Raw genomic sequence first — 24,008 nt, 5'->3', positions numbered from 1 at the left:
TCGTGTGTGCGATCGCCGTGTCACTCTGCGTCGCGATGTAAAGAATACTAGACACGATGTCCGCCCTGCTTTACATTCCAAGTATGGCTTCCGAAGAGAAACGCGCCTGGGTCATGCTGGTGGTCACGGTCGTGGCGTACGGCGTCTACGTCGCCACGGTCCTCGGCCGGGCGGGCGCCGTGCCGCTGACCGAAGTGCCCTACGTGGCGCCGCTGCTGTGGAGCATCGGCGGGGCGTTCCTGGCCTCGATGGTGCTGTTCATCGCGGTGAGCACCACCGCGCCCGCCGAGGTCGGCAAGAAGGACCAGCGCGACCGCGAGATCCACCGCTACGGCGAGTACACCGGGCAGTGGTTCCTCGTCGCCGGCGCGGTGGCCGCCCTGGTCATGGCGATGGCCGAGCTCCCGCACTTCTGGATCGCCAACGTGCTCTACCTGGGGTTCGTCCTGTCGGCAGTCCTCGGGTCCACGCTCAAGATCGTCGCCTACCGGCGGGGGCTGCCGGGATGGTGAAGCCCACGAAGGTCACCAACACGATCCGCGCCCTGCGCTTCACGCACGGCGAGATGACCCAGGCGGAGCTCGCCGACCGCATCGGCGTCACCAGACAGACGATCATCGCCATCGAGCAGGGCCGGTACTCACCGTCCCTGGAGGTGGCCTTCCAGATCGCGCGGGTCTTCGGCGTCCCGCTCGACGACGTGTTCCAGTACCCGGACGGAGACCAGCCATGAAAGCGATCACCAGAAGCGTGTACGGCCCGCCCCGCGTCCTCGGCCTCGCCGAGGTCCCCGAGCCCGAGCCAGGCGACGGCGAGGTGCGGTTACGGGTCCACGCGGCGGGCGTCGACCAGGGCGTGTGGCACATGCTCACCGGCATCCCGTACGTCATGCGGCTCGGCATCGGCCCGCGCCGCCCCAGGAGCCCCTGGCTCGGGGCCGACGTGGCGGGCGAGGTGACGGCGGTCGGGGCCGGCGTCACCGCGTTCAAGCCCGGCGACCGCGTCTTCGGCACCTGCGGCGCGGCCTACGCCGAGCACGCCTGCGCCCGCGTCGACCGGCTCGCGCCGATGCCCGCGAACCTGTCGTACGAGCAGGCCGCGGCCATCCCCACCTCGGGCATGACCGCGCTGCGTGCGCTGCGCGACTCCGGCCGGGTGCGGCGCGGGCAGCGCGTGCTCATCACCGGCGCGGGCGGCGGCGTCGGGACGTTCGCCGTGCAGCTCGCCAAGACGTTCGGCGCGCACGTCACCGGTGTGTGCTCCGGCGCGAAGGAGGAGCTCGTCCGCTCGATCGGCGCGGACGACGTCATCGACTACACGCGCGAGGACTTCACGGACGGCAGCCGGCCCGCCTTCGACCTCATCGTGGACATCGCGGGCCTGCGCCCGCTGGCCCACCTGCGGCGGGCGCTCACGCCGCGCGGCACGTACGTCATCGTGGGCGGGGAGGGCGACGGCCGGTGGTTCGCCGGGCTGGACCGGCAGCTGCGGACCGCCCTGTACGGGCCGTTCACCCGCAAGCGGCCCCGGATGTTCTTCGCCTTCCCCCGCGAGGCCGACCTGCTGACGCTGGCCGAGCTGGCGGGGAACGGGTCGATCACGCCGGTCGTCAGCGCGACATACCCGCTGGAGCGGGTGCCCGAGGCGATCCGCGAGCTGGAGAAGGGGCACGCGCGCGGCAAGCTCGTCATCACGGTGTGAGCCGCCGGGACCCGTGCCCGGACAGCGCGATGCCCCGGTCCGACCAGGATGGACCGGGGCTTCGCGTACTTTTCCGGAGCCGTCGACCAGGAATGCTCCGGACACCCCTTATGGGGGCTGTTCAGCCCGGCCGCGAGGGAGGCGGCGGCCGGGCTGCTTGTGGGCGGTCACGCGGAACGGAAGCGGGCGAAGACCGAGCGGTGGCGGCGCTCGGCCCGCGGCCCGCGCAGCGCCTCCCGTACGCGCCGCTGCTCGGCGGCGGCCTGACGGAGTTCGGAGGCGTGGTGCTGCATGACGCTGTATTCGAGTTCGGCGTTCATTCGAGTGCTCCTCTGGGCTTTTTCGCGTTGCCTGTCGTCTGCACTCTCAAGATTGCTCCTAAGGCCCTCCCCGGCACATCGGGCTTATGCCTTATCTCTGGGCGTAGGAGTCCTAGGTAGGTACTTAGGACCCGGCGCCTCAGGGCTCGTCGGTGAACTTGACGGAGACCTTCGTGAAGCCGAGCGACTTCAGCAGGCCCGTCATCATCGCCTTGGTGTTGGCGTCGGCGCGGGTCCGCAGGTCGCTCGCCACGGCCGCCTCGGTGATCTTCTTCTCCGCCAGCAGATAGAGCTCGCGCTGGTCGCCGGGGGAGCCCGACAGGAAGTCCGAGACGCGGTCGAACAGGCCGCGCTGCTGGGCGAAGACGTACGAGCGGTCGTTGTCGAGGTTCGGTTTCTCCAGCTGGGCGTGGGGGAGGCGGACCGTCGCCTCCGTACGGTCCTCCGAGACCGTGATCGCGCTCGTCGCGATGGAGGAGAAGTCCACGTAGGCGTCCACGCCGCCCGCGCCGACGAACAACGTCCTGGTGCCCTTGATCGCGTCGGGCAGGAAGTTGGCGTCCTTCTCCAGGTCCACGACCACCTGGAAGGTGCCGGTCGCCGCCTCGAAGCGGCTGAGGTCCTTGATGGACTCCAGGAGGACCGGCTGACTGCGGTCGATGGTCCGCTCGCCCCTGGGGTCCAGGTACGTCCAGGCCAGCCGCCCGGCCACCACCAGCAGGACCGCCAGGACCAGCAGGCCCGCCGCGTATCGCCACCAGCGACGCCGTACGGGGGTGACCTCCGGTGGCGTCGTACGGGAAGTCGTCATGGTGGCATGACTACCCGCACAGCGATCATCAGTGCCAGCCCCAGGGTGACATCTCCGATTCCGCCCTCATATACGTGCTACGCCCGCGACCGCACGCTCACCCTGGTCGGGCGCCTGGTACGGGGTGAGGGAAGGGCGACACGGGACGCCTCCTGACGTGCGCGATCGTACGTGCGGGCGGGGCCAGGCAGGACGCACCGGACGTGTCCTGGCGTGTGCGCGAGGGAGGGCGACGCGGGACGTGCCGGGCGCGTTGTGACGTGCGCCGTAGTGCGCGAGGGAGAGGGCGAGATGGGAGGTGCCGGGCGTGTCCTGGCATGCGCGGTTGTATGCGCGGGGGAGTGGAGGTGCCGGGTGTGTCCTGGCGTGCGTCGCGGGGGGCAAGGCGGGACGCCCTCGGGACGCGTCCTGAGGGCGTGCGCTGCCGTAAGTCCTGGTGCCGACAGCCGGCGGGGTGCCGCTCTGCGGGTGGCGCGATAGCGAGGCGTCGCTTGTCACGCCCGCGGGCCCACCGCCCTCTGGCGTCCATCCGCTGGTCGAGTCGGGAAGCTTCACGTCGGCGCGCTCCGACCTTATGCGTCGACTCCCGGCTGTCCGGTCGCCCTATGCCCTGTCCCCGGGCGTCCTTTGGCCCTGACTCTGGACGCCCTGAGCCTGGGCGCCCTGACTCCGAATGCTCTGGGTTCCGGCGGCGAAAGGCCGGTCGCCGGGAGTCGCCTCACTGGCGGACCAGTGGCCGCGCCATCCCTCGCCGCGAGACCCGTGAGTGTCGGTCCTGCCGTGGGCCCACGCGCGCCCGGCTCCCGTGCGGGAGTCTCTTGTGCGCGAGCTCGCGGTACGTGGGTCTCCCGTGCGCGGTGCTTCAGAGCGTGGGTCTCCAGCGCGCGGGGCTCCGGTGCGGGAGTCGCCGATGCGCGGTGTGCCGGTTCGCGTTGTTGTTCCGGTGTGTGAGGCCCCGTGGGCCCAGGGGCCGTTCCCGGATGAGCCGTGGCCGAGCGGGCCGTGGCCGGACGAACCAGGGGACGTGGTGGGGCCGGGGGAGGTGGGGCGTGGGGTCGCGACGTCGCCGGCCGTGGGCTGTTCGGCCGTCGTGCCGCCTCGCGGACCGGCTGCGGGCTGCTCGGTCGTCGTGCCGCCCCGCGGACCGGTGGCCGGCTGCCCGGCCGCCGTGCCACCCCGCCGACCCCAGCCCTGGCCGTTCCAGTGGTCGTGGGAGGCCCAGCCGAACGGTCCCCGGCCGGGATGCCCGCCGTACCCCCGGCCGGGCTCGGTGGCGGCGCCCGCCGTGGACCAGCTGGGCGGGCCCGCCGCCACCCAGCCGGGCGCGGGCTCGGGCGCGTAGCCCAGGGAAGGGGCGGTGCCGGAGGTGCCCGGCGTGCCGTACGACGTGGGCGGGGCGGCCGGCGTGGCGGCCGGGTCGGGGTAGACCGGGTAGACGTGCGTCGAGTCGGGCGACGGCTGCACCGACTGCGGCACGAGCTGCGGCCGGGCCGGGCTGCCGCCGAAGTGCGTGCTCGACAGCCGGCAGTTGCGGAAGTCGCTGTAGAACATGCGCAGCCACTCGCGCCGCTGGTGCTCGCTCAGCCAGGAGAACCACGAGGTGGCGTACTGGTGCTCGGCGAGCGGCCCGCCCGCCGGCGGCTCGCCGCGCAGCCAGACCATGACGATCTCCCGGTAACCCTCTGCGACGATGCCGGGGCAGGGGTCGGACAGCGCTTCGATGTACTCGTACGCGGCCTTCTCCGCGAACCCGGCCGAAAGGTCGGGAACGTGGATCGGCGCGAGACCGAGCGAGGGCCGCAGCTTCTCCCCCAGAGGCCGCTGCTCCACCCGCTTGAACGCCGCCGGCGTGCCGTCGAGCCGCATGGCGATCTGCGTGAACACCGCCCCCAGCTCCGTCAGCCCGGCCCGCATCCCCGGATGCACGCACACCGTGATCGGCCAGTCCTGGCAGGCGTAGGCGATGTCCTCGGCGGCGGCCGGCCGGGTCTGGGCCAGCACGCGCGACACGCCCATGCCCGCCGCCAGCACCGACAGCAGCGCGCACGCCAGCACCAGCGCCTGCCGCGTCACCGTGGCCGCCCAGCCGAGCAGCAGCGCCGCCGTGAGCCCGAGCAGCCAGATCGTCTGGTCGAAGAACGCGGCCCCGCTCAGCTCCTGGAACAGGTCGTACGGCTCGCCGGTGCCGGGCGCCAGCTTGTCCGCCCAGCCCCGGTCGTCGGCCAGCCACGAGAACGCCGCGTAGCAGGCCAGCCCGGCCAGCGGCGGCGTGAACGCCTTCGGCAGCACCCACCCGGCCACCCAGCCGATGACCGAGTAGAGCGCCAGCCCCGCCATGCCCATGCCCAGCCCGGGCAGGCTCAGCCGGCCCGCCTGGTCCGTGAGGACCGTATTGACCGCCAGCACCAGCACCGTCGCCGCGAACGACCCCAGCACCACCACCACGATCGCCAGTGGCGCCTTCAACGCCCGCCAGGTGGTGAGCGACCGGCCGCGCAGCGCGCGGCGCTTGCGCAGCGCCACCCAGGCGGCGAAGGCCGCCGCCACCGGGCCGGTCAGCCGGAGCGAGCCGATGACCGCGGCCACGATGTTCTCCCAGGCGTCCACGCCCGGTATCAGGACGTTCCACGCCGCGATCAAGCCGACAGCGAGCAGCACGGCAACCGTGACGGCCGCGCTCTGCTTCAGCTCCTCCCGTGAAACGCCCGCGTGCTCACGCACCCTTTGCCCCGTTGACGTCCATCAAGCACCCCCCGTGCCCCTCGGCAAGACGGAAGAGCCAAGTCCGGCCGGTCCCCACAGGCTGATGGACTTGGCTTCCGCGTCACCATACGTACGAGAACCATAACTGAGCGTGATGATTGACGTCCGGATTCTTGGTCAAGGAGGATCGCCTGTCGCTCCAGATCGCCCGACGAACCGGGACGAGAGGCGCGCTACGGTAGCTGCGTGTCACAGCAGAAGCCGCTCAACCTGCCGTTCGACCCCATCGACCGCGCCGCGGAGAGCTGGCGCGCCCACTTCGGGCCCTCCGCCGCGATGGCGGCCGTGACCTCCATCATGCGAGCGCACCAGATCCTGCTGTCGCAGCTCGACGGCCTGCTGAAGCCGTACGGGCTGACCTTCGCGCGTTACGAGGGGCTCGTGCTGCTGACGTTCAGCAAGACCGGCGCGCTGCCGCTGTCGAAGATCGGCGAGCGGCTGATGGTCCACCCCACCAGCGTCACGAACACGGTGGACAGGCTGGAGAAGTCCGGTTACGTCCGCCGGTTGCCCAATCCGCGCGACGGCCGCGGCGTGCTCGCCGAGATCACCGACGCCGGCCGCGACGTCGTCCGCCGCGCCACCCGCGACCTCATGGACGCCGAGTTCGGCCTGGCGATGTACGCCGAGGACGAACTCCACGGCCTGTTCGACCAGTTGCGCACGTTGCGGGTCGCGGCGGGTGACTTCGAGGGCTCGTCCATGCGGCAAGATGAAGGGCATGGCGGACTTCTCTAGGCCCGGGTCGCTCTACGGGGCGATCGATCTGGGCGCTCGCAAGCAGGCACTGGAGGCGCAGGCCCGGCGGGAGGCCGCAGGTCCTCAGGCCGCGTCGGCCTCGGTCGTCGAGGTGACCGAGGAGACGTTCACGACCGATGTCGTCGACCGCTCCATGCAGGTGCCGGTCGTCCTCGATCTCTGGTCCCCCCGCGCGCCGGCCTCCGCGCAGCTCGGGCCGGTGCTGGAGAAGGTGGTCGGCGACCTCGCCGGCCGGGCCGTGCTGGCCAGGGTCAACGTCGACGCCAGCCCGCAGATCGCGGCCGCGCTGCGCGTGCAGGCCGTGCCCACCGTGCTGGCGATCTTCCAGGGTCAGGCCGTCACGGGCTTCCAGCAGGTGCTGCCCGAGCAGGAGGTGCGCCGCTGGCTCGACGAGCTGATGGCCGCCGTCGAGCAGTTCTACCAGGCCAACCCGGCCGCCCGGCCGCCCGTGGCCGAGGGCGGCGAGGAGGCCCCGGCGGGCCCGCCCACCGACCCCGACCTCGCGGCGGCCGAGGAGGCCGTCGAGCGCGGCGACCTCGACGCCGCCGCCGAGGCCTACCAGCGGCTGCTGGCCCGCGTCCCCGGCCACGAGGACGCCAAGATGGGCCTGGCCGGCGTCACCCTCATCAAGCGCACGGAGGGCGTCGACCCCGGCGACCTCCAGCGCCGCCTGCAGGACCCCGCCGACCTCGACGCCCACCTGCTGGCCGCCGACCTCGAGATGCTGTCGGGCGCCGTCGACGAGGCGTTCAGCCGGGTCATCGCCGTGGTCAAGCGCACCTCGGGCGACGACCGCGACCGGGCGCGGCGGCACCTGCTCGGCCTGTTCGACACCTTGCCGAGCGATGACCCTTCTCTGGCGAAAGCGCGCAGAGCTTTGGCGAGCGCCCTGTTCTAGCCTGGGGACATGCGGGTCGTCACCATCTCGGCGACATACGGCACGGCCGGCGGTGAGATAGGCCCGGCCGTGGCCGACCGCCTCGGCCTGCCCTTCGTCGACCGCGCCATCCCCAGCGCCGTCGCCAGGCAGCTCGGCTGCACGCTGGAGGAGGCGCTGGCCCACGACGACCGCGCCGAGCGGGGGCTGGGCCGGCTGATCTTCGGCGCGATGCGGCTGCCCACCGTCGCCTACGGCGGCGTCGACATGTACGTGCCGGGCGCGATGCCGCACGCCCCGGAGGAGTTCGTGCGCCACGCCGAGCGCATGATGCGCGAGACCGCCCGCGAGCGGGGCGGCGTCTTCCTCGGCAGGGCCGGCGCCCTGGTCCTCGCCGGCGAGCCCGGCGCCCTGCACGTCCGGCTCGACGCCCCGCTCCCGCGCAGGGTCCGCCGGGCCGCCGCGCTCGCCGGGACGGACGAGGACGAGGCCCGGCGCGTCGTCGACGACAACGACCGCGCCCGCGCGGCCTACTGGCGGCACTTCTACCGGGCGGATCCTGCCGACCCGCGCCACTACCACCTGGTCGTCGACAGCACCACGATTCCCGTTCCCGCCTGCGTCGAGCTGATCGTCCTGGCTTCCACGGCACTCGACTGACCGAACGCCCCCTAACATGGGAGGACTTCTTGGTCAGTCCCGAAGGAGCGATTGACGTGGCGACCGTCCCGAGTGTGTCGTACTCCATCACCGTGCGTCTCGAGGTGCCGGCCGGCGGCAAGGCCGTCAGCCAGCTCACCCACGCCGTAGAGTCGGCCGGGGGGGTGGTGACCGCCCTCGACGTCACCAACGCGGGCCACGAGAAGCTCCGCATCGACGTGACCTGCGCCGCCCGCGACACCGACCACGCCCAGGCGATCGTCGACCAGCTGGAGGCCGTCGAGAGCGTCGTCATCCACAAGGTGTCCGACCGTACGTTCCTCATGCACCTCGGCGGCAAGATCGAGATGCAGTCGAAGGTGCCGCTGCGCAACCGCGATGAGCTGTCGATGGCCTACACGCCGGGCGTGGCGCGGGTGTCGATGGCGATCGCGCGCAACAAGGAGGACGCCCGCCGCCTGACCATCAAGCGCAACACCGTGGCCGTCGTCACCGACGGCTCGGCCGTGCTGGGGCTCGGCAACATCGGCCCCGAGGCGGCGCTGCCGGTCATGGAGGGCAAGGCGGCGTTGTTCAAGCGCTTCGCCGGCATCGACGCCTGGCCGATCTGCCTCGACACCCAGGACGTCGACGAGATCGTGCGCACCGTCCAGGTCATCGCGCCCGGCTTCGGCGGCATCAACCTGGAGGACATCGGCGCGCCGCGCTGCTTCGAGGTGGAGCGGCGGCTGCGCGAGCTGCTCGACATCCCGGTCTTCCACGACGACCAGCACGGCACCGCGATCTGCGTGCTGGCGGCGCTCCAGAACGCGCTGCGGGTCGTCGACAAGAGCCTGGAGAACGTCAAGATCACGATGGCGGGCGCGGGCGCGGCCGGCAACGCCGTGCTGCGGCTGCTGCTCGCCGCCGGGGCGCGCAACGTGATCGTCTGCGACTACCTCGGAGCCGTGCACAACGGCCGCGACGACCTCGACGAGTCGCTGCGCTGGATCGCCGACCACACCAACGCCGAGGGCTACGCAGGAGACCTGCGCGGCGCGCTCAAGGACGCCGACGTCTTCGTGGGCGTGTCCGCACCGGGCATCCTGACCGGCGACGACATCGCGACCATGGCCAAGGACGCCGTGGTGTTCGCGCTGGCCAACCCCGAGCCCGAGGTGTCGCCCGACGACGCCCGCGAGCACGCGACCGTGGTGGCGACCGGCCGCTCCGACTACCCCAACCAGATCAACAACGTGCTGGCCTTCCCCGGCGTGTTCCGCGGGCTGCTCGACGCGCAGGCGGCGGGGGTGACGCAGGAGATGCTGCTGGCTGCGGCCAACGCGCTGGCCGCCGTGGTCACGCCCGAGGAGCTGGGCCCCAACTACATCATCCCGAGCGTGTTCCACCCGGACGTGGCGGGTGCGGTGGCGGCGGCGGTCCGCGAGTCCGCCGGCGGCCGCGCCCGCGGCTTCACCGAGGCCTGACGCTTCGCCGAGGCCTGGCGCTTCACCAAGGTCTGACGCTTCGCCGAGGCATCACCGGGGCGTCCTCCGGCGCCCTCAGTGCCGGTCGGCGGACTCGGGGCGGGTGAGGGCGGGCATCAGACGGTAGGACTCCTGGAAGACCAGGTTGTGGGCGTCGCCGGCGGCGATGACGCGCAGGGTGTCGGCCTGCGCCTCGGCGTCGGCGGCGTCGAAGACGTTCATCGGCCAGTCGCCCACCGTGTTCCCGCGCAGGTGCGGGTGGTGGAAGCCGGCGCCGTAGTGGGCGACGACGGCGATGGGCTGCTCCTGGGCGGCCCGCTGCTCCGGCCAGGTCAGCGACCACATCGCGTTCAGCCCGCCCTCCTTGGAGCGGGTGAGGCCGCTGGCCACCACCTCGCCCGTCCCGAGCAGCAGGTCGGCGTCGAGCTCCGCCAGCACCCGCCGCGCCACGGGGTCGAGCAGCTCGACCGCCGTGGCGAACAGACGCTCCTTGTCCTCCCGGGAGACGGCCTGGCCGTGTACGCCGTCCCGCAGGTCGCGGAAGTGGCGGAGCAGGGCTTCGTTGATGGGAGTGCGCATGCCTGCCCCCTTCCCCGCCAGCGGCTCCAGCCACCTCCCGCCGGGCTCAGCCCAGCAGCCCGGCGATCCTGGCGCGCACCTCGGGCGTGTCGAGCCCGCGTACGGTCAGCGTGGTGCGGCGGCGTACGACGTCGTCCACGGTCGCCGCCCACTCGCGGTCGCGCGCGTAGACGGCCTGCGCCCAGATGTCCGGCCCCTCCGGGTGGATGCGCTCGCCGAGCGCCGGGTCGTCCCTGATCAGCCGGGCCAGGTCGAACGCGATCGACCCGTAGTGCGTCGCCAGGTGCCGGGCCACCAGCGGGTCCATGCGGGCGCCGCGCTCGCGGTCGGTCCACAGGCGCAGGGCCACCGCGTCGGGGCTGGCCAGGCCGGGCAGCGGCACGGCGGGCAGGATGTCGGCCAGGTCGTCGCCGAGCGGCCGGCCGGGCAGGTGGGCGAGGGTGTCGAGGACCGTGCGGCCGATGTGCCGGTAGGTCGTCCACTTGCCGCCCGCCACCGACAGCATGCCGCCCGCGCCGCGCGTCACCACGGTCTCCCGCTTGGCCGCCGTCACCTCGCCGGGCCCGCCGGGCAGCACGCGCAGCCCGGCGAAGGCGTAGGTGATGTCCTCGCGCCGGAGCTGCGCGTCGCGCACCGCGTGGCCGGCCTCGTCGAGGATCTGCGCGATGTCGGCCTCGGTGGGCCGCACGTCGGCCGGATCGCCCTCGTACGCCTCGTCCGTCGTGCCGAGCAGCAGGTGGTCCTCCCACGGGATGGCGAACGACACCCGGTACTTGTCGATCGGCGTGGTCAGCGCCGCCTTCCACGGCTCGTGCCGGCGCAGCACCAGGTGGGCGCCCTTGGACAGGCGGATGCTGGGGGCCGCGCCCGGGTCCTCCATGCGCCGCAGGTGGTCCACCCACGGGCCGGTGGCGTTGAGCACGAGACGGGCGCTCACCCCGAACTCGGCGCCCTCCAGCCGGTCGCGCAGCTCGGCGCCGGTCACCGTGCCGCCGCTCTTGCGCAGGCCGACGACCTCGGCGTGGTTGAGCACGGTCGCGCCGGCGTCCACGGCCGCCCGTACGGTCATGACCGCGACGCGGCTGTCGTTCATCTGGTGGTCGCCGTAGACGGCGGCGGCGCGCAGCCCCTCGGCGCGCAGCGCGGGCACCTTGGCCAGGGCCTGGTGCGGCGTGACGACCCGGCCCATGCCGTCGCCGAACACCGACAGCGCCGAGTACAGGAACACCCCCGCACCCAGCTTGGCCGCACCGTGCGGGCCGCCCTTGTAGATCGGCACCAGGAACGTCAGCGGCTTGACCAGGTGAGGGGCGATGTCGGCGGCGAGCGCGCGGCGCTCCCTGTGGTTCTCGGCGACCAGCCGGACGTTGCCGGTCTGCAGGTAGCGCAGGCCGCCGTGGACCAGCTTGGACGAGGCGCTGGAGGTGGCGCCGGCGAAGTCGCCCGCGTCCACCATCGCCACCCGCAGGCCGGCCTGGGCCGCCATCCAGGTCACGGACGTGCCGAGGATGCCGCCGCCGATGACCAGCAGGTCGTAGGCGGTGGTGGACAGCTCCTCCCTGGTCTCCGCGCGCTCGGTCCCCGTACTGATCATCATTGCTGGAACTCCTGATCGTCGACCCAGTCGAGGGTGCGGGCCACGGCCTTCCTCCAGTTGCGGTATTCGCGCTCGCGGGCCGCCTCGTCGATCTCCGGCTGCCACTCGGCCGCCTTGTGCCAGTTGGCGCGCAGGCTGTCGAGGTCCGGCCAGTAGCCGGTGGCGAGGCCGGCCGCGTACGCCGCCCCGAGCGCCGTGGTCTCGGCCACCATCGGCCGGATCACCGGCACCGCGAGCACGTCGGCGAGGGTCTGCATGAGCAGGTTGTCGGCGGTCATGCCGCCGTCGGCGCGCAGCGTGGTGAGCCCGAGCCCGGCGTCGGCGTTCATCGCGTCGACGACCTCGCGGGTCTGCCATGCGGTGGCCTCCAGGACGGCCCGCGCGAGGTGCCCCTTCGTGACGAACCCGGTCAGCCCCGCGATCACGCCGCGCGCGTCGGAGCGCCAGTGCGGCGCGAACAGGCCGGAGAACGCCGGCACGAAGTAGCAGCCGCCGTTGTCGGGGACCGTCTTCGCCAGCGTCTCGATCTCGGCGGCGCTGGAGATCAGGCCGAGGTTGTCGCGCAGCCACTGCACCAGCGAGCCGGTGACCGCGATCGCGCCCTCCAGCGCGTACGTGGCCGGCGTGTCGCCGATCTGGTAGCCGACCGTGGTGAGCAGGCCGTGCTTGGAGACGACCGGCCGGTCGCCGGTGTTCATGAGCAGGAAGCTGCCCGAGCCGTAGGTGCTCTTGGTCTCGCCGGGGTCGAAACAGGTCTGGCCGAACAGCGCCGCCTGCTGGTCGCCGAGCGCGGCCGCCACCGGCACGCCGTCGGCGGTGCGGCCGTAGACCTCGGCGGACGGGCGGATCTCCGGCAGCATCGCGCGCGGCACGCCGAGCGCGGCCAGCAGGTCGTCGTCCCAGGCCAGGGTGTGGATGTTCATGAGCATCGTACGGCTGGCATTGGTGACGTCGGTGACGTGCCGGCCGGTCAGGTTCCACAGCAGCCAGCTGTCCATGGTGCCGAACAGCACCTCGCCGCGCTCGGCCCGCTCGCGCAGCCCCGGGTGCTCGTCCAGCAGCCAGCGGATCTTCGGCCCGGAGAAGTAGGTGGCGAGCGGCAGCCCCGCCCGCGCCTTGAACAGCGCCTCGTGCTCGGCCAGCGCGTGCGTCAGCGGAGCCGTGCGGGTGTCCTGCCAGACGATCGCCGGGCAGACGGGCCGGCCGGTGTCGCGCTCCCACAGCACCGTGGTCTCGCGCTGGTTGGTGATGCCGAGCGCGGCGATGTCGCCGTCCACGCCGCCGACGGCCTCGGCGAGGACGAGCTGGACCGACTCCCAGATCTCCTCCGCGTCGTGCTCGACCCAGCCGGGCCTGGGGAAGATCTGGCGGTGCTCGCGCTGGGCGACGGAGATGATGTTGCCGGTCCGGTCGAAGACGATGCACCGGCTGGACGTGGTGCCCTGGTCGATGGCGGCGATGTAGGTCGGTCGAGGCACTGGCGGATCCTCGCTAGCTCGGGGTTCGACAATGTCGAACGACATGAGGAATGGTATTCGGTTCCGCGGGGGGCGTTCAACTGGTCGGGCAACTGGTCGGGCAACTGGTCGGGGTCAGCGGGCCAGGTCGCGGGTGATCGCGCGGGCCGCGTCCCTGACGTACGAGACGAACTCCATGCGCGGCCCGCCCTCCGGCGCCAGGCGCTCCAGCGCGCCCCTGATGCCGATGGCGCCGACCACGATGCCACGCGAGTCCTTGATGGGCGCGGCGTAGGCCACCTCGCCCTCGGTCAGCTCCTCCATCTCGGCGGCCCAGCCGCGGGCGCGGACCAGCTCCAGCTCCGCCTCCAGCCGCCCGGGGTCGGTGATCGTCGCGCCGGTGTACGGGGGCAGCGGCGCGGCCGGCTCGCCGTACGGGTCGTGGGCGAGCAGCACCTTGCCGAGCGCGCTGGCGTGCACCGGCAGGTAGGTGCCGACCTGGAGCGTCTGCATGCTGTCGTCGGGGCGGAAGACGTGGTGGATCACCAGGACGTGGCCCTCGTGCAGCGTGCCGATCCAGGCGCTCTCCCTGCTCCGCCCGGCCAGCGCGTCGGCCCAGTTGATGGCCCTCGCGCGCAGCTCGTTGACGTCGAGGTAGCTGCTGCCGAGGTGGAGCAGCGTGGCGCCGAGGCGGTACTTGCCCGTGGCCGGGTCCTGCTCGACGAAGCCGACCCGCACCAGCGTGCGCAGGATGCCGTGCAGCGTGCCCTTCGGCAGGCCGAGGCCCCGGGCCAGCTCGGCCACCCCGAGCTGGCGGGGGCCGGAGGCCAGCAGCCGCAGGATCGCGGCCGCCCGCTCGACGGACTGGATGGTCTCTCCCACGATCGGCACTGTAGCGCAGGGTCGTTCGATATCGCCGAACGGCGATCGCCCTGCCGACGCCCGCCCCGCGCGGCTCTACAATTTGCGCAAGCGGTAAGCAATCTCGCAGCGGACGCTCAGCGGACCTGCAGGCGCCGCCACCCTTCGCACGCACCGGGACACCCCGTCCCGGCGACCGTGCGTGCCCCGAGGGACGAGGAGACAGATGGACTCACCCGCCCGCGTCGCGGGAACCGTGCGGCCGGGCGGCCGCACCGCCCGGGTCCGCGCGGCCGTGCTCCAGGCCGCCCAGGACGAGCTGGTCGAGCACGGCTTCCACGGCCTGACCATGGACCAGGTGGCGATCCGGGCCGGCGTGGGCAAGACCACGCTCTACCGGCGCTGGGGCAGCCCAGCGGGCCTGGTCACCGATCTCATGGTCGAGCTGGCCGAGCAGTCCTCCCCGCACGCCGACACCGGCTCGATCGAGGGCGACCTGCGCGCCAACGCCCTGGCCGTGGTCGAGGCGGTCAACGACGGGCGGCTCGGGGCGACGTTCCAGGCGATGATAGCCGCCGCGACCTGCGACGAGCAGGCGGCCGCCGCGCTGCGCGCGTTCTACCTGCGGCGCATCGAGGAGTGGGCGGGCGTGGTGGAGCTCGCGGTCGGGCGCGGCGAGCTGCCGCAGGGCACGGACGCCACGGAGGTGATCCGGGCGGTCTCGGCCCCGCTCTACTACCTGCTCGTCGTCACCCGCGAGCCGGTCACCGCGGAGGCCGCCGAGCGGTCCGTACGCCGCGTGCTCGCCGCCGCGAAGGCGGGCGCCTTCATTTCGTAGGCGAGGTCGGGCATCCCTTGGGCAGGTCGGGCCGGCGGGGCCAGACGGAGCCGTACCACCAGAAGATCCCGCCCATCACGACCAGCCCGCCCGCGGTCGCCAGCTTGGCCATGAGGTCGGCGGGCGGCCCGGTGAAGGGGAGCTGCCCGGTGCGGTGACCCCAGGGGCAGTCGTTCTCCACCCGGGTGGAGTCGATAAGGGTCTCCGGCTGGTGCTCGACGACCTGGTACGCCTCGATCTCCGCGCGGCTGCCCTTGTGGACCGGCACCTGCCGCACGACGCTCTTGCGGGCCGCGATCGAGCCGCTGGCCACGCTGACCGCGTCGGACTTCAGGTCGAAGCGGACCGCCTGCCGGGTCTGGTTGCGCAGCGTCACCTTCACCCGTCCCGAGCGGCAGCTGACGTCGTCCACGGTCATCGTGAACGCGTCCCCGGGATCGGAGGCCCCCGGCCAGGCCGACGCGGATGCCGGGCCGGAGGCCGCGGCGCCCACCGCCAGGGCGGCCAGGGCCAGACGGGTACCGATGCGCATGAGCTCCCCCAAGGTCCACACGTCGTGATCTTTGCTACCCGAAGTGTCTTTGTGAACACGAAAAGTAACATGAGCGCTCTGGGGCAGCGCGCACCCCCCTGCACCCTTCATGATGGAGGTATGGCGGAAGCGATCTACGTCGGCGGTTTGTTGGTGGCGACGCCGCTTCTCGACGACCCCAACTTCCGGCGTAGCGTGGTGCTGATCCTCGAACACGACCGCGACGGGGGCACCCTCGGCGTCGTGCTCAACCGGCCCAGCGACATCTCGGTGACCCAGGTTCTCCCGGTCTGGGACCCGCTGGTCACCGGGCCTTCGGTGCTCTTCGAGGGCGGGCCGGTGCAGACCGACAGCGCGCTGGCGCTGGCGGCGGTGCCGAGCGGGCAGGAGCCGCTCGGCTGGCGCAGGCTGCACGCCGGTACGCCCGCGGTGTCCCGGCTCGGCACGGTCGACCTCGACGCCCCGCCCGAGATCCTGCAGGGCGAGATCGCCCAGATGCGGATCTTCGCCGGTTACGCCGGCTGGTCCTCCGGCCAGCTGGAGAGCGAGATCGCCGAAGGCGCCTGGTACGTCGTGGACTCCGAGGTGGGCGACACCTTCCACGCCGACCCCGGGTCGCTGTGGCGGCACGTGCTGCGGCGCCAGCCGGGCGAGCTGGCCTTCGTCGCCACCTGCCCGGACGACCCCTCCATGAACTGACCCCTCAGACGTCCCAGCCGGGGCGCAGGGAACGCTCGGCCAGCTCGATGCTCTCCGCCATCCGGCCGGTGATCTCGGGCAGGCTCCCGTCGCTGCGCGGGCATTCGAAGCCCACCCGCATCGTGGACATCGCGAAGGCCACGATCAGGTGGGAGAGCTGGTCCTCGTCGGCCTCGACGCCGCGCCGCGCGGCCACCACCTCGGCGAGGCGGCGCTCGGTCTCCGTGCCCCGCGCCACCGACTGGCCGACCAGGCGCGGGTTCTCGTCCAGGATGCGGCGCAGCTTGAGGAAACGCTCGTGCTCCTGCGGCGTCGAGTCCTCGATGTCGGCCAGCATGGCGCGCAGGGCGTGCATGAGCGCGGTGAACGGCGGCTCGTCCGGCGGCCTGGCCGCCATCGTCTCCAGCAGGATCTCCTCGCCCTGGTCGTGGAACCACAGCACCAGATGGTCCTTGCCGGTGAAGTAGCGGAAGAACGTGCGGGGGGACACCTCGACGGCCCCCGCGATCTGCTCGACGGTGGTCGACTCGTATCCTTGTTCGAGAAACAGATCGAGCGCCGCGTCGAGGATCGCCAGGCGCGTCTTCTCCTTCTTGCGTTCGCGGAGACCCACTGCCGTCACTCCCTCGAAACCTTGCTGTCACAGTGTGACAGAAGTCATCCGCTGCCTTTTAAAAGTCGTTTGTCAGACGTCATCGCCTGTCATAGATTACCGGAGGCTTAAGAGACTTCCGCCCTGGTGTGGGGCGTATGTGAACTAGGGGGCTTCATGGCGAACGCGAAGGCGGTGGACGCGCCGTCCTCGCCCGAGGTGGCGAAGACGGGGGCCGGAGGGAATCCGTGGCTCGTGCTGCTGGCGGTCAGCCTTGGTGTGATCATGGTGATGCTGGACGGCACCGTCGTCGGCATCGCCAACCCGGTGATCCAGGTCGACCTCAAGGCGTCGCTGTCCGACCTGCAGTGGGTGACCAGCGGCTACCTGCTGGCCCTGGCGGTGTTTCTGATCACCGCGGGCAAGCTCGGTGACCTGTTCGGGCACAAGAGGGTCTTCCTGATCGGTGTGGCCGGATTCGCCGTCACGTCGGTCGGCATCGGACTCAGCGCCGAGCTGGCCGACATCATTCCCGGCATCACGCCGGTCGGCGCGCTGATCGGCCTGCGGGTGCTCCAGGGCCTGTTCGGCGCGCTGCTCCAGCCCGCCGCGCTGGCGCTGCTGCGCAGCGCGTTCCCGGGGGAGAAGCTCAACCAGGCCATGGGCGCGTGGGGCGCGATCATCGGCCTGTCCAGCGCCGCCGGACCGATCGTCGGTGGCGTGCTGGTCGAGAAGGTGAGCTGGGAGTCGGTCTTCTTCATCAACGCGCCCGTCGGCGTCGTCGCGCTGATCCTGGGCGTCATCCTGATCAAGGACAGCCGGGCCAAGACGTTCGCGCGCATCGACTGGCTGGGCGTGCTGCTGCTGTCCGGCGCGATGTTCGCGCTGGTGTGGACCATCATCAAGGCCCCCGAGTGGGGCTGGGGCGACAGCACCACGCTGGGCTTCCTCGGCGGCTTCGCGGTGCTGATCGGGGCGTTCGTCCTCTGGCAGCACCTGCTCAAGAAGCGCGGCGGCCAGCCGCTGGTGCCGCTGTCGCTGTTCGCCAACCCGTCCATCTCCATCGGCACGTTCCTGATGATGATGGTGGCCTTCGCCATGTTCGGCGCCATGTTCTTCCTGGGCTTCTTCTTCCAGGGCGTGCACGGGCTGACGCCGCTGGAGGCCGGTCTGCGCATGCTGCCGATGAGCGCCGGCATGATCTTCGCCTCGCCGCTCGCCGGCATGGCGATCGGGAAGCTGGGGCCGAAGATCACGATGGCCGGCGGCCTGCTCATCACCGCCTGCGCCATGTTCCTCATGTCCCGCCTCGGCATCGACGCCTCGTTCGTCGACACCGCGATCCCGTTCGTGCTGCTGGCCTTCGGCCTGTCGCCGGTGTTCGTGGGCGCCACCGAGATCATCGTGGGCAACGCCCCGCTCGACCTGAGCGGCGTCGCGGGCGGCCTGCAGCAGTCGGCCATGCAGGTCGGCGGCGCGCTCGGCACCGCGATCCTCGGCGCCGTCATGGCCGGTGAGATCTCCGACCGGCTGCCCGGCTACCTCGGCCCGGCGGCTCAGGCGCTGCCGCCGGAGCAGATGGCCGGGCTGGAGGCGGCCGCCGCGTTCGGCGTCGCGCCGCCCGGGCTGCCCGAGGTGGTCACGAACGCCGTCCACAACTCGTTCATGGACGGCATGCACCTCGCCTTCGTGGTGAGCACCTGCGTCGCGGTGCTGACCGCGGCCCTCACGATGTTCGTGAAGGCCGGCCGCAAGACCGAGGGCGCGCCCGTGCACGTGGGCTGAGCCCCTGTTCCCGAGAACGGCCCCCGCCAGGTGGCGGGGGCCGTTTCGCTGTCCTGGGGAGGCGCGGGCCGCGGGCGGGCGGGCATAAACTCGATGGGGTGAGCACGAAGATCCTTCCGAAGCAGGAAACCACGCCACAGACGTCGCACGGCGACGGCGATCACGAGCGGTTCGCCCACTACGCGGACAAGCACAAGATCACTGAGAGCATGGTCACCGGCACGCCCATCCGCGCCCTGTGCGGGAAAATCTGGGTGCCCAGCCGCGACCCGAAGAAATACCCGGTGTGCCCGGAGTGCAAGGAGATCTACGAGGGCCTGCCGGCGGGCGGCGGCGACGACAAGGGCGGCGACAAGCAGTGAGCGCGGCCGAGCGGTAATCGCGTGCCGCACAGCTGCCCCGGCACGCGACCGCCGTCTCGTCGGCATGCGCACCAGCACACCCCGGCACCGTCAAAGGTGCGACAAATTACGATGTGCAGGTGACAGCACCAAAAGCACTCGACGCCCCCCACCAACCCCCTCGGCTCTTCGGCGCCGACTACCGCATCGCCACCTTCGGCATCCTGCTCGTCGTCACCCTCGTCGCCTTCGAGGGCATGTCGGTCGGGGTCGTCATGCCGGACGTCGCCCGCGACCTGGACGCCCTCGACCTCTACGGGCTGAGCTTCTCCGCCTTCCTGGTCTCCAGCCTGTTCGCGAACGTGGTGGCCGGGCTCTTCGCGGACCGGCGGGGGTTCGCGGTGCCGTTCGTGGTGGGGCTGGCGCTGTTCGTGACCGGCATGGCGCTGGCCGGCGCGGCGAACACGTCGGTGCTGTTCCTGTCGGCGCGGGCCGTGCAAGGGCTCGGGGCCGGAGCCTCGTTCGTGGCGCTGCTGGTGATGATCGCCCGGGTCTACCCGGTCGACATGCGGCCCAAGGCGTTCGCGGCGGTCTCGGCCGCCTGGGTCGTGCCGTCCATGGTCGGCCCCGCCATCGCCGGCTCCGTGGCCGGGCAGTGGGGCTGGCGGTACGTCTTCTACGGCATCATCCCGCTGGTCGTTCCCGCGTTGCTCATGCTGCTCCCGTCGCTGAAGCGCTCGGCCGCCGCCGAGCAGCTGCCCGACGGGCCGCGTTCGCGCCCGCTCGCCATGACGCTGGCCGCGGCCGCCGCCGCGTGCGGGGCCGGCGTGCTGCTGCACGGCGTCGACCGGCTGCACCAGGCGCCCGTCATGGGCGTCGCCGAGACCGTCGTGGGGCTCGCCTTCCTGCTGTACGGCCTCTACCGGCTGCTGCCCCCCGGCGCGTTGCGCTTCGCCCGCGGGCTGCCCACGACCGTGCTCATGCGTGGCTTCCTGTCGGCCACCTTCTTCGGGGTCAACTCCTTCATCCCGCTGGCGTTGCAGGAAGTGAAGGGGTTCGGCGTCAGGGAGGCGGGGATCGCGCTCACCACGGGGGCGCTCGGCTGGTCGGCGGGGTCGTACCTGCAGAGCCGCCAGGCCGGGGAGCCGCACCTGCGGATCAGGTTCGCGGCGTCCTGCGTCACCGTGGGCGTGCTGCTGGCGCTGCTCGCCGTCCTGCCCGGGGTGACGGGATGGGTCGCGGTGCCGGCCTGGATCGTGGCCGGGCTCGGCATGGGGGTCGGCATGGCCACCGTCAGCGTCACCACGCTCAAGCAGTCGCCGGAGAACGAGCAGGGCGCGAACTCGGCGGCGCTCAACGTCACGGACATGCTGGGCTCGGCGCTCGCCATCGGGGCCGGGGGCGCGCTGGTCAACCTGATCGGGCACGCGCCGTCCCAGATCGCCACCGGGTTCCTGGTCATCTGCCTCCTCATGGCGGTGGTCGGGGGGAGCGGGGCGGTGCTGGCCGGTCGCATGAGGTGAATTCCGTCCCTCCCGTCCCAGCGATCACGGATCGCCTGATCTCCGTCGCGAGGAGTGATAGGACAGCGGGCGAGGAGGTGTTCATGGAGGATGATCACCGGGTCTGGCCGCCTCTCCCGCCGGGGGCCAGGCACCGCCGCAGTCCTCCGCCGGACGGCGACGAGCGGGAGGCCGCGCCCCCGGAGGAACTCGTGGGCCGCCGGCGTGGGCATCCGCTGGACCTGGAGCCGGGGGAGACCGTGGAGCTCGACGAGCCTTGGAACCCGCGCATCCGGCGCACCACTCCCCGCGCCGCCCATCCGCGGTCGGGCCGGACCCCGTACCCGGACGCGACGACCACCCGCAGGGACGCCGGTGGGGATGTCGACGATGACGTGGACGGGCAGACCGGCTGGGGCACGTCCGGGGACGACGGCAGGGACGCCGGCTGGGGCGCTTCACAGGACGACGGTGGCAGGGACATCGGCTGGGGCGCTTCACAGGACGACAGCGACAGGGGCGCGGGCTGGGGCGTTTTGAAGGCCGGCGGCGGAGACGCCGGCTGGGGTGCGGCGAGGGACGACGACAGGAACGCCGGCTGGGGCGCCGTAGAGGACGGTGACGGAGACGTCGGCTGGGGCGCTTTGAAGGACCGCGGCAGGGACGCCGACACGGGCAGTCTCAAGGGCGGTGGCAGTCCGTCCCTCGCCACCGACGACGACCCGGACGCCGAGTTCTGGGGCGAGTCGTCGTCGGACCCTGAGCCGGTTTCCTGGCGGTCGCCGTTCCGGTTGATTCCGTCCCCGGCGTCCAGGGAGAGCTCCACGGACGCCCTGCCGCCCTCCGCCCGCCTCTACGGCACCCCCGCCGCCCCTGGCACGCGTACGGCCCCCTCAGGGATGCCGCGCCGCCTGGCGTTCGCGCTGGCGGCGCTCCTGACCGGCGCGGCGCTCGTGGCGGTGGCGATCAACCTGGCGCCGCGCCTCGTCGCGCCTCAGCCAGGACCGGAGGCCGGGACGGGCAGGCTGAGCGACGGCCTGGCCGGGGTGGCCGCGACCCTGCCGGACGGCTGGTACGTCGCGCCCGTGCCCCCCGTGTCCGGCTTCACCTCGGTGGCCAGGGACGGAGCCGGCGGCCTGGTGATGGCCCGCCCTCTCCCCGAACCCGTCGCGGACGCCAAGGAGGCCACGGCCGAGGCCGCCGAGCTGTACTCCCGGCTGCTGCTCAAGGGCGACCGCGTCAAGGTCGTCGACGACCGGCAGATCTCCGGCGGTCACACGCGGGCGCTGCGGGCGGAGTACCGTGACGTGGTCAACCGGCCCGCGTACCTGAGAGTGATGCTCCTCACGCGGGGCGAGCGGAGCGTGCTCCTGCTCGGCCTGCTGCAACCCGAGCAAACCGCAAGCAGACAGGCTCTCGACACGGTGCTGACGAGCCTCCGATAAGCCGCATAGCACGTGAGGACGACCTTGGCCAGAATCCACGGCTCACGGCACGTCTTGTCAGTGGGCCCGATTACTCTTGGGTCACTGTGAGAGAGCGAAGCACACGAACCCCAGAGGTGATGCGGTGAGCACCTTCGCCGCGTCCCACCTGTCTCCTTCCTATCCTGACCGGGCCGCGTGGGGCACCGCTCCCAAGCTGCGCGCCTGGCAGCAGGAGGCGTTCGACCTCTACTTCCGGCGCGAGCCGCGTGACTTCCTCACCGTGGCGACGCCGGGCGCGGGCAAGACGACCTACGCCCTGCGCATCGCCAGCGAGCTCCTGTCCCGCGGGGTGATCAGGGCCGTCACCATCGTCACCCCGACCGAGCACCTCAAGCGCCAGTGGGCCGACGCCGCCGCGCGGGTCGGCATCGGCATCGACCCCGAGTTCAAGAACAGCCAGGGCACCACCTCGCGCGACTACACCGGCGTCGCGGTGACCTACGCGCAGGTCGCGATGCACCCGGCGCTGCACAGGGCGCGCACCGAGGCGCGCAAGACGCTGGTCATCTTCGACGAGATCCACCACGCGGGCGACGCCAAGTCGTGGGGCGACGGCGTGCGCGAGGCGTTCGAGCCGGCCGCCCGCCGCCTCCAGCTCACCGGCACCCCGTTCCGTTCCGACGACAACCCGATCCCCTTCGTCGCGTACGAGGAGGACGCCGAGGGCCTCAAGCGCAGCGTCGCCGACTACTCCTACGGCTACGGCCCCGCGCTCGACGACGGCGTCGTCCGTCCGGTGATCTTCCTCGCCTACAGCGGCGAGATGAAGTGGCGCACGCGGGCCGGCGACGAGCTGGCCGCCACCCTCGGCACCCCGCTCACGAAGGACCAGCTCTCCCAGGCGTGGCGGGCCGCGCTCGACCCCAAGGGCGACTGGATCCGCCAGGTCATGCAGGCCGCCGACCGGCGGCTGACCGAGGTGCGCCGGGGCGTCACCGACGCGGGCGGCCTGGTCATCGCCACCGATCACGAGACCGCCCGCGCCTACGCCAGGCACCTGCGCAACATCACCGGCGAGGGCGCGACCGTGGTCCTGTCCGACGATCCCGGCGCCTCGAAGAAGATCAAGCAGTTCGCGGCGTCGCAGGATCGGTGGCTGGTCGCCGTCCGGATGGTCTCGGAAGGCGTCGACATCCCGCGTCTGTGCGTGGGCGTCTACGCCACCTCCACCTCCACGCCGCTCTTCTTCGCGCAGGCGGTGGGGCGGTTCGTCCGCGCCCGCAAGCGTGGCGAGACGGCCTCGGTCTTCCTTCCCTCGGTGCCCATGCTCATGGGGCTGGCCAACGAGATGGAGGTCGAGCGCGACCACGTCCTCAACAAGCGGCCGCCGGAGGACGGGCTCGACGACTCGCTGCTGGAGCAGGCCAACCGCAAGCAGGACAATCCCGACGTTCTTGGCGACGAGCTGCCGTTCGAGACGATGGAGACCTCGGCCACGTTCGACCGGGTGCTCTTCGACGGCGGCGAGTTCGGCACCGGGGCCGCGATCGGCTCCGCCGAGGAGGAGGACTTCCTCGGCCTGCCCGGCCTGCTGGAGCCCGACCAGGTGGCCACCCTGCTGCGCAAGCGCCAGTCCGATCAGCAGGCGGCCAGGCGCAAGCAGGAATCGGCCGAGCCGGCCGCCCCGGCCCTCGCCCCGCACGAGCAGGTCGCCGAGCTGCGCCGCGAGCTCAACGGCCTCGTCGGCGCCTGGAACCACCGCACCGGACAGCCGCACGGCGTCATCCACGCCGAGCTGCGCCGCGTCTGCGGCGGCCCGCCGATCGCGCAGGCGACGTCGGAGCAGATCCAGGAACGCATCGACATGATCCGCCGCTGGGCCACCCAACGCCGCTGACCTCCGGCAGCCCTTCGGTCAGCGGTAGCGGTTGTGGCCGAGGTGGCGGATCATGATGCGGCAGACCTCGGGGCGGCGTTCGCGGGTCCCGTCGGCGTGGTAGACGACCTCCGTCGTGGCGACCGGGCCGTGGGGCCATTCGGCGTACCCGCGGCGGCGGTACAACCGCTGCGCGTGGTGGTTGTCCAGGTCCACGCCGAGGGCGACGCGGTCGTGGCCCTCGGCGAGCAGCCGCTCCTCGGCCGCCCACAGCAACTCGGTCCCGATGCCCTGGTTGCGGCGTGGCGCGGCCACCTCCAGGTGGGTGAGCAGCGCCACGCCGGGTAAGTGCGCGCGCAACTCGGGCTCCTCGGCGGGCGCCAGCCACACGTACACGTCGCCGACCGCCACCTCCCGCTCCCAGGCCACGAGGAGGAAGCCGTGCCCGGCGTCCTGCAGGGCCAGCCGGTCGTGGAAGTAGTGCTCCTGCCCGAGCGACCGGACGAGGGGATGCAGGTCCGCACGGACGGCTTGGCGGATGTCGGGGGCGCCCACGGAAGCACAC

At 72.1% G+C, this 24,008-nt stretch carries 24 protein-coding genes; 14 read left to right on the top strand and 10 right to left on the bottom strand.

The window, feature by feature from the left end:
• Positions 1-83: 83 nt before the first annotated feature.
• The 3 genes from AC27IY_RS16670 to AC27IY_RS16660 are packed head-to-tail and all read left to right on the top strand — an operon-like array spanning position 84 to position 1,701.
• On the top strand, positions 84-512 hold the full coding sequence (locus tag AC27IY_RS16670) for a hypothetical protein (protein WP_364448917.1): 429 nt from the start codon (positions 84-86) through the stop codon (positions 510-512).
• Positions 506-733 (top strand): helix-turn-helix transcriptional regulator, encoded by a 228-nt coding sequence (locus AC27IY_RS16665; RefSeq protein ID WP_364448915.1) that lies wholly within the window; start codon positions 506-508, stop codon positions 731-733. Before AC27IY_RS16670 ends, AC27IY_RS16665 begins: the two co-directional genes overlap by 7 nt.
• Positions 730-1,701, top strand: a complete 972-nt coding sequence (locus AC27IY_RS16660) for an NAD(P)-dependent alcohol dehydrogenase (RefSeq protein ID WP_487178448.1) — start codon at positions 730-732, stop codon at positions 1,699-1,701. Before AC27IY_RS16665 ends, AC27IY_RS16660 begins: the two co-directional genes overlap by 4 nt.
• A gap of 167 nt (positions 1,702-1,868) precedes the next feature.
• Here the strand turns inward: AC27IY_RS16660 and AC27IY_RS16655 are convergent, their stop codons facing one another.
• The 3 genes from AC27IY_RS16655 to AC27IY_RS16645 form a co-directional block, all read right to left on the bottom strand.
• Positions 1,869-2,021, bottom strand: a complete 153-nt coding sequence (locus AC27IY_RS16655; RefSeq protein WP_329584043.1) for a hypothetical protein — start codon at positions 2,019-2,021, stop codon at positions 1,869-1,871.
• Between the two features lie 139 nt (positions 2,022-2,160).
• Positions 2,161-2,832, bottom strand: coding sequence for a DUF4230 domain-containing protein (locus AC27IY_RS16650; RefSeq protein WP_487178447.1), 672 nt, complete (start codon positions 2,830-2,832; stop codon positions 2,161-2,163).
• A 603-nt stretch (positions 2,833-3,435) separates the two neighbouring features.
• Complete coding sequence (locus AC27IY_RS16645; RefSeq protein WP_487178446.1) at positions 3,436-5,553, bottom strand: hypothetical protein; 2,118 nt, start codon at positions 5,551-5,553, stop codon at positions 3,436-3,438.
• A 228-nt stretch (positions 5,554-5,781) separates the two neighbouring features.
• Between AC27IY_RS16645 and AC27IY_RS16640 the strand changes: the two genes are divergently transcribed.
• Genes AC27IY_RS16640 through AC27IY_RS16625 form a run of 4 tightly spaced genes read left to right on the top strand, consistent with a single transcriptional unit; the run spans position 5,782 to position 9,357 of the window.
• A complete protein-coding gene (locus AC27IY_RS16640; RefSeq protein ID WP_344209403.1) occupies positions 5,782-6,333 on the top strand; it encodes a MarR family winged helix-turn-helix transcriptional regulator in 552 nt (183 codons plus the stop codon).
• Complete coding sequence (locus AC27IY_RS16635) at positions 6,317-7,252, top strand: tetratricopeptide repeat protein (RefSeq protein WP_487178445.1); 936 nt, start codon at positions 6,317-6,319, stop codon at positions 7,250-7,252. The genes AC27IY_RS16640 and AC27IY_RS16635 overlap by 17 nt, the downstream gene beginning before the upstream one ends.
• A gap of 9 nt (positions 7,253-7,261) precedes the next feature.
• A complete protein-coding gene (locus tag AC27IY_RS16630) occupies positions 7,262-7,891 on the top strand; it encodes a cytidylate kinase-like family protein (RefSeq protein ID WP_487178444.1) in 630 nt (209 codons plus the stop codon).
• A gap of 56 nt (positions 7,892-7,947) precedes the next feature.
• The gene (locus AC27IY_RS16625; protein ID WP_364448901.1) at positions 7,948-9,357 is read left to right on the top strand and encodes an NAD-dependent malic enzyme; all 1,410 of its coding nucleotides are present in this window, start codon (positions 7,948-7,950) and stop codon (positions 9,355-9,357) included.
• Between the two features lie 75 nt (positions 9,358-9,432).
• On the opposite strand, the gene AC27IY_RS16620 is transcribed toward AC27IY_RS16625, so the two are convergent.
• The 4 genes from AC27IY_RS16620 to AC27IY_RS16605 all read right to left on the bottom strand — a co-directional run bounded on the left by AC27IY_RS16620 (position 9,433) and on the right by AC27IY_RS16605 (position 13,872).
• Positions 9,433-9,936, bottom strand: coding sequence for a hypothetical protein (locus AC27IY_RS16620; RefSeq protein WP_344209394.1), 504 nt, complete (start codon positions 9,934-9,936; stop codon positions 9,433-9,435).
• Positions 9,937-9,982: 46 nt separating this feature from the next.
• Positions 9,983-11,533 (bottom strand): glycerol-3-phosphate dehydrogenase/oxidase, encoded by a 1,551-nt coding sequence (locus AC27IY_RS16615; RefSeq protein WP_487178443.1) that lies wholly within the window; start codon positions 11,531-11,533, stop codon positions 9,983-9,985.
• Positions 11,530-13,056: a glycerol kinase GlpK gene (gene glpK / locus AC27IY_RS16610; RefSeq protein ID WP_487178442.1), complete on the bottom strand. Its 1,527-nt coding sequence runs from the start codon at positions 13,054-13,056 to the stop codon at positions 11,530-11,532. Before glpK ends, AC27IY_RS16615 begins: the two co-directional genes overlap by 4 nt.
• Before the next feature lie 69 nt (positions 13,057-13,125).
• The gene (locus AC27IY_RS16605) at positions 13,126-13,872 is read right to left on the bottom strand and encodes an IclR family transcriptional regulator (protein WP_364448893.1); all 747 of its coding nucleotides are present in this window, start codon (positions 13,870-13,872) and stop codon (positions 13,126-13,128) included.
• A gap of 205 nt (positions 13,873-14,077) precedes the next feature.
• Between AC27IY_RS16605 and AC27IY_RS16600 the strand changes: the two genes are divergently transcribed.
• Positions 14,078-14,689 (top strand): TetR/AcrR family transcriptional regulator, encoded by a 612-nt coding sequence (locus tag AC27IY_RS16600; RefSeq protein WP_449948809.1) that lies wholly within the window; start codon positions 14,078-14,080, stop codon positions 14,687-14,689.
• On the opposite strand, the gene AC27IY_RS16595 is transcribed toward AC27IY_RS16600, so the two are convergent.
• Complete coding sequence (locus AC27IY_RS16595; RefSeq protein ID WP_487178441.1) at positions 14,679-15,221, bottom strand: hypothetical protein; 543 nt, start codon at positions 15,219-15,221, stop codon at positions 14,679-14,681. The two genes, AC27IY_RS16600 and AC27IY_RS16595, sit on opposite strands and share 11 nt — an antisense overlap.
• A gap of 120 nt (positions 15,222-15,341) precedes the next feature.
• Here AC27IY_RS16595 and AC27IY_RS16590 point away from each other — a divergent pair, with 120 nt between their 5' ends.
• Positions 15,342-15,920: a YqgE/AlgH family protein gene (locus AC27IY_RS16590; protein ID WP_020546648.1), complete on the top strand. Its 579-nt coding sequence runs from the start codon at positions 15,342-15,344 to the stop codon at positions 15,918-15,920.
• A gap of 4 nt (positions 15,921-15,924) precedes the next feature.
• On the opposite strand, the gene AC27IY_RS16585 is transcribed toward AC27IY_RS16590, so the two are convergent.
• Positions 15,925-16,542 (bottom strand): TetR/AcrR family transcriptional regulator, encoded by a 618-nt coding sequence (locus tag AC27IY_RS16585; RefSeq protein WP_364448888.1) that lies wholly within the window; start codon positions 16,540-16,542, stop codon positions 15,925-15,927.
• 147 nt (positions 16,543-16,689) lie between these two features.
• On the opposite strand from AC27IY_RS16585, the gene AC27IY_RS16580 reads away from it, so the two are divergent.
• The 5 genes from AC27IY_RS16580 (at position 16,690) to AC27IY_RS16560 (ending at position 23,464) form a co-directional block, all read left to right on the top strand.
• Positions 16,690-18,297, top strand: a complete 1,608-nt coding sequence (locus tag AC27IY_RS16580) for an MFS transporter (RefSeq protein ID WP_371250051.1) — start codon at positions 16,690-16,692, stop codon at positions 18,295-18,297.
• 98 nt (positions 18,298-18,395) lie between these two features.
• Positions 18,396-18,659, top strand: a complete 264-nt coding sequence (locus tag AC27IY_RS16575; protein ID WP_344209376.1) for a DUF3039 domain-containing protein — start codon at positions 18,396-18,398, stop codon at positions 18,657-18,659.
• A gap of 119 nt (positions 18,660-18,778) precedes the next feature.
• Positions 18,779-20,161: an MFS transporter gene (locus AC27IY_RS16570; RefSeq protein ID WP_344209374.1), complete on the top strand. Its 1,383-nt coding sequence runs from the start codon at positions 18,779-18,781 to the stop codon at positions 20,159-20,161.
• Between the two features lie 83 nt (positions 20,162-20,244).
• Positions 20,245-21,585: a hypothetical protein gene (locus AC27IY_RS16565; protein ID WP_487178440.1), complete on the top strand. Its 1,341-nt coding sequence runs from the start codon at positions 20,245-20,247 to the stop codon at positions 21,583-21,585.
• A gap of 124 nt (positions 21,586-21,709) precedes the next feature.
• The gene (locus tag AC27IY_RS16560) at positions 21,710-23,464 is read left to right on the top strand and encodes a DEAD/DEAH box helicase (protein ID WP_344209370.1); all 1,755 of its coding nucleotides are present in this window, start codon (positions 21,710-21,712) and stop codon (positions 23,462-23,464) included.
• An 18-nt stretch (positions 23,465-23,482) separates the two neighbouring features.
• Here the strand turns inward: AC27IY_RS16560 and AC27IY_RS16555 are convergent, their stop codons facing one another.
• A complete protein-coding gene (locus AC27IY_RS16555; RefSeq protein WP_487178439.1) occupies positions 23,483-23,998 on the bottom strand; it encodes a GNAT family N-acetyltransferase in 516 nt (171 codons plus the stop codon).
• Between the last annotated feature and the right edge of the window lie 10 nt (positions 23,999-24,008).

The organism is Nonomuraea sp. B208 (assembly GCF_057536035.1).
The sequence above is the reverse complement of the archived record's forward strand: the minus strand, read 5'-3'. Positions and strand labels throughout refer to the sequence as shown.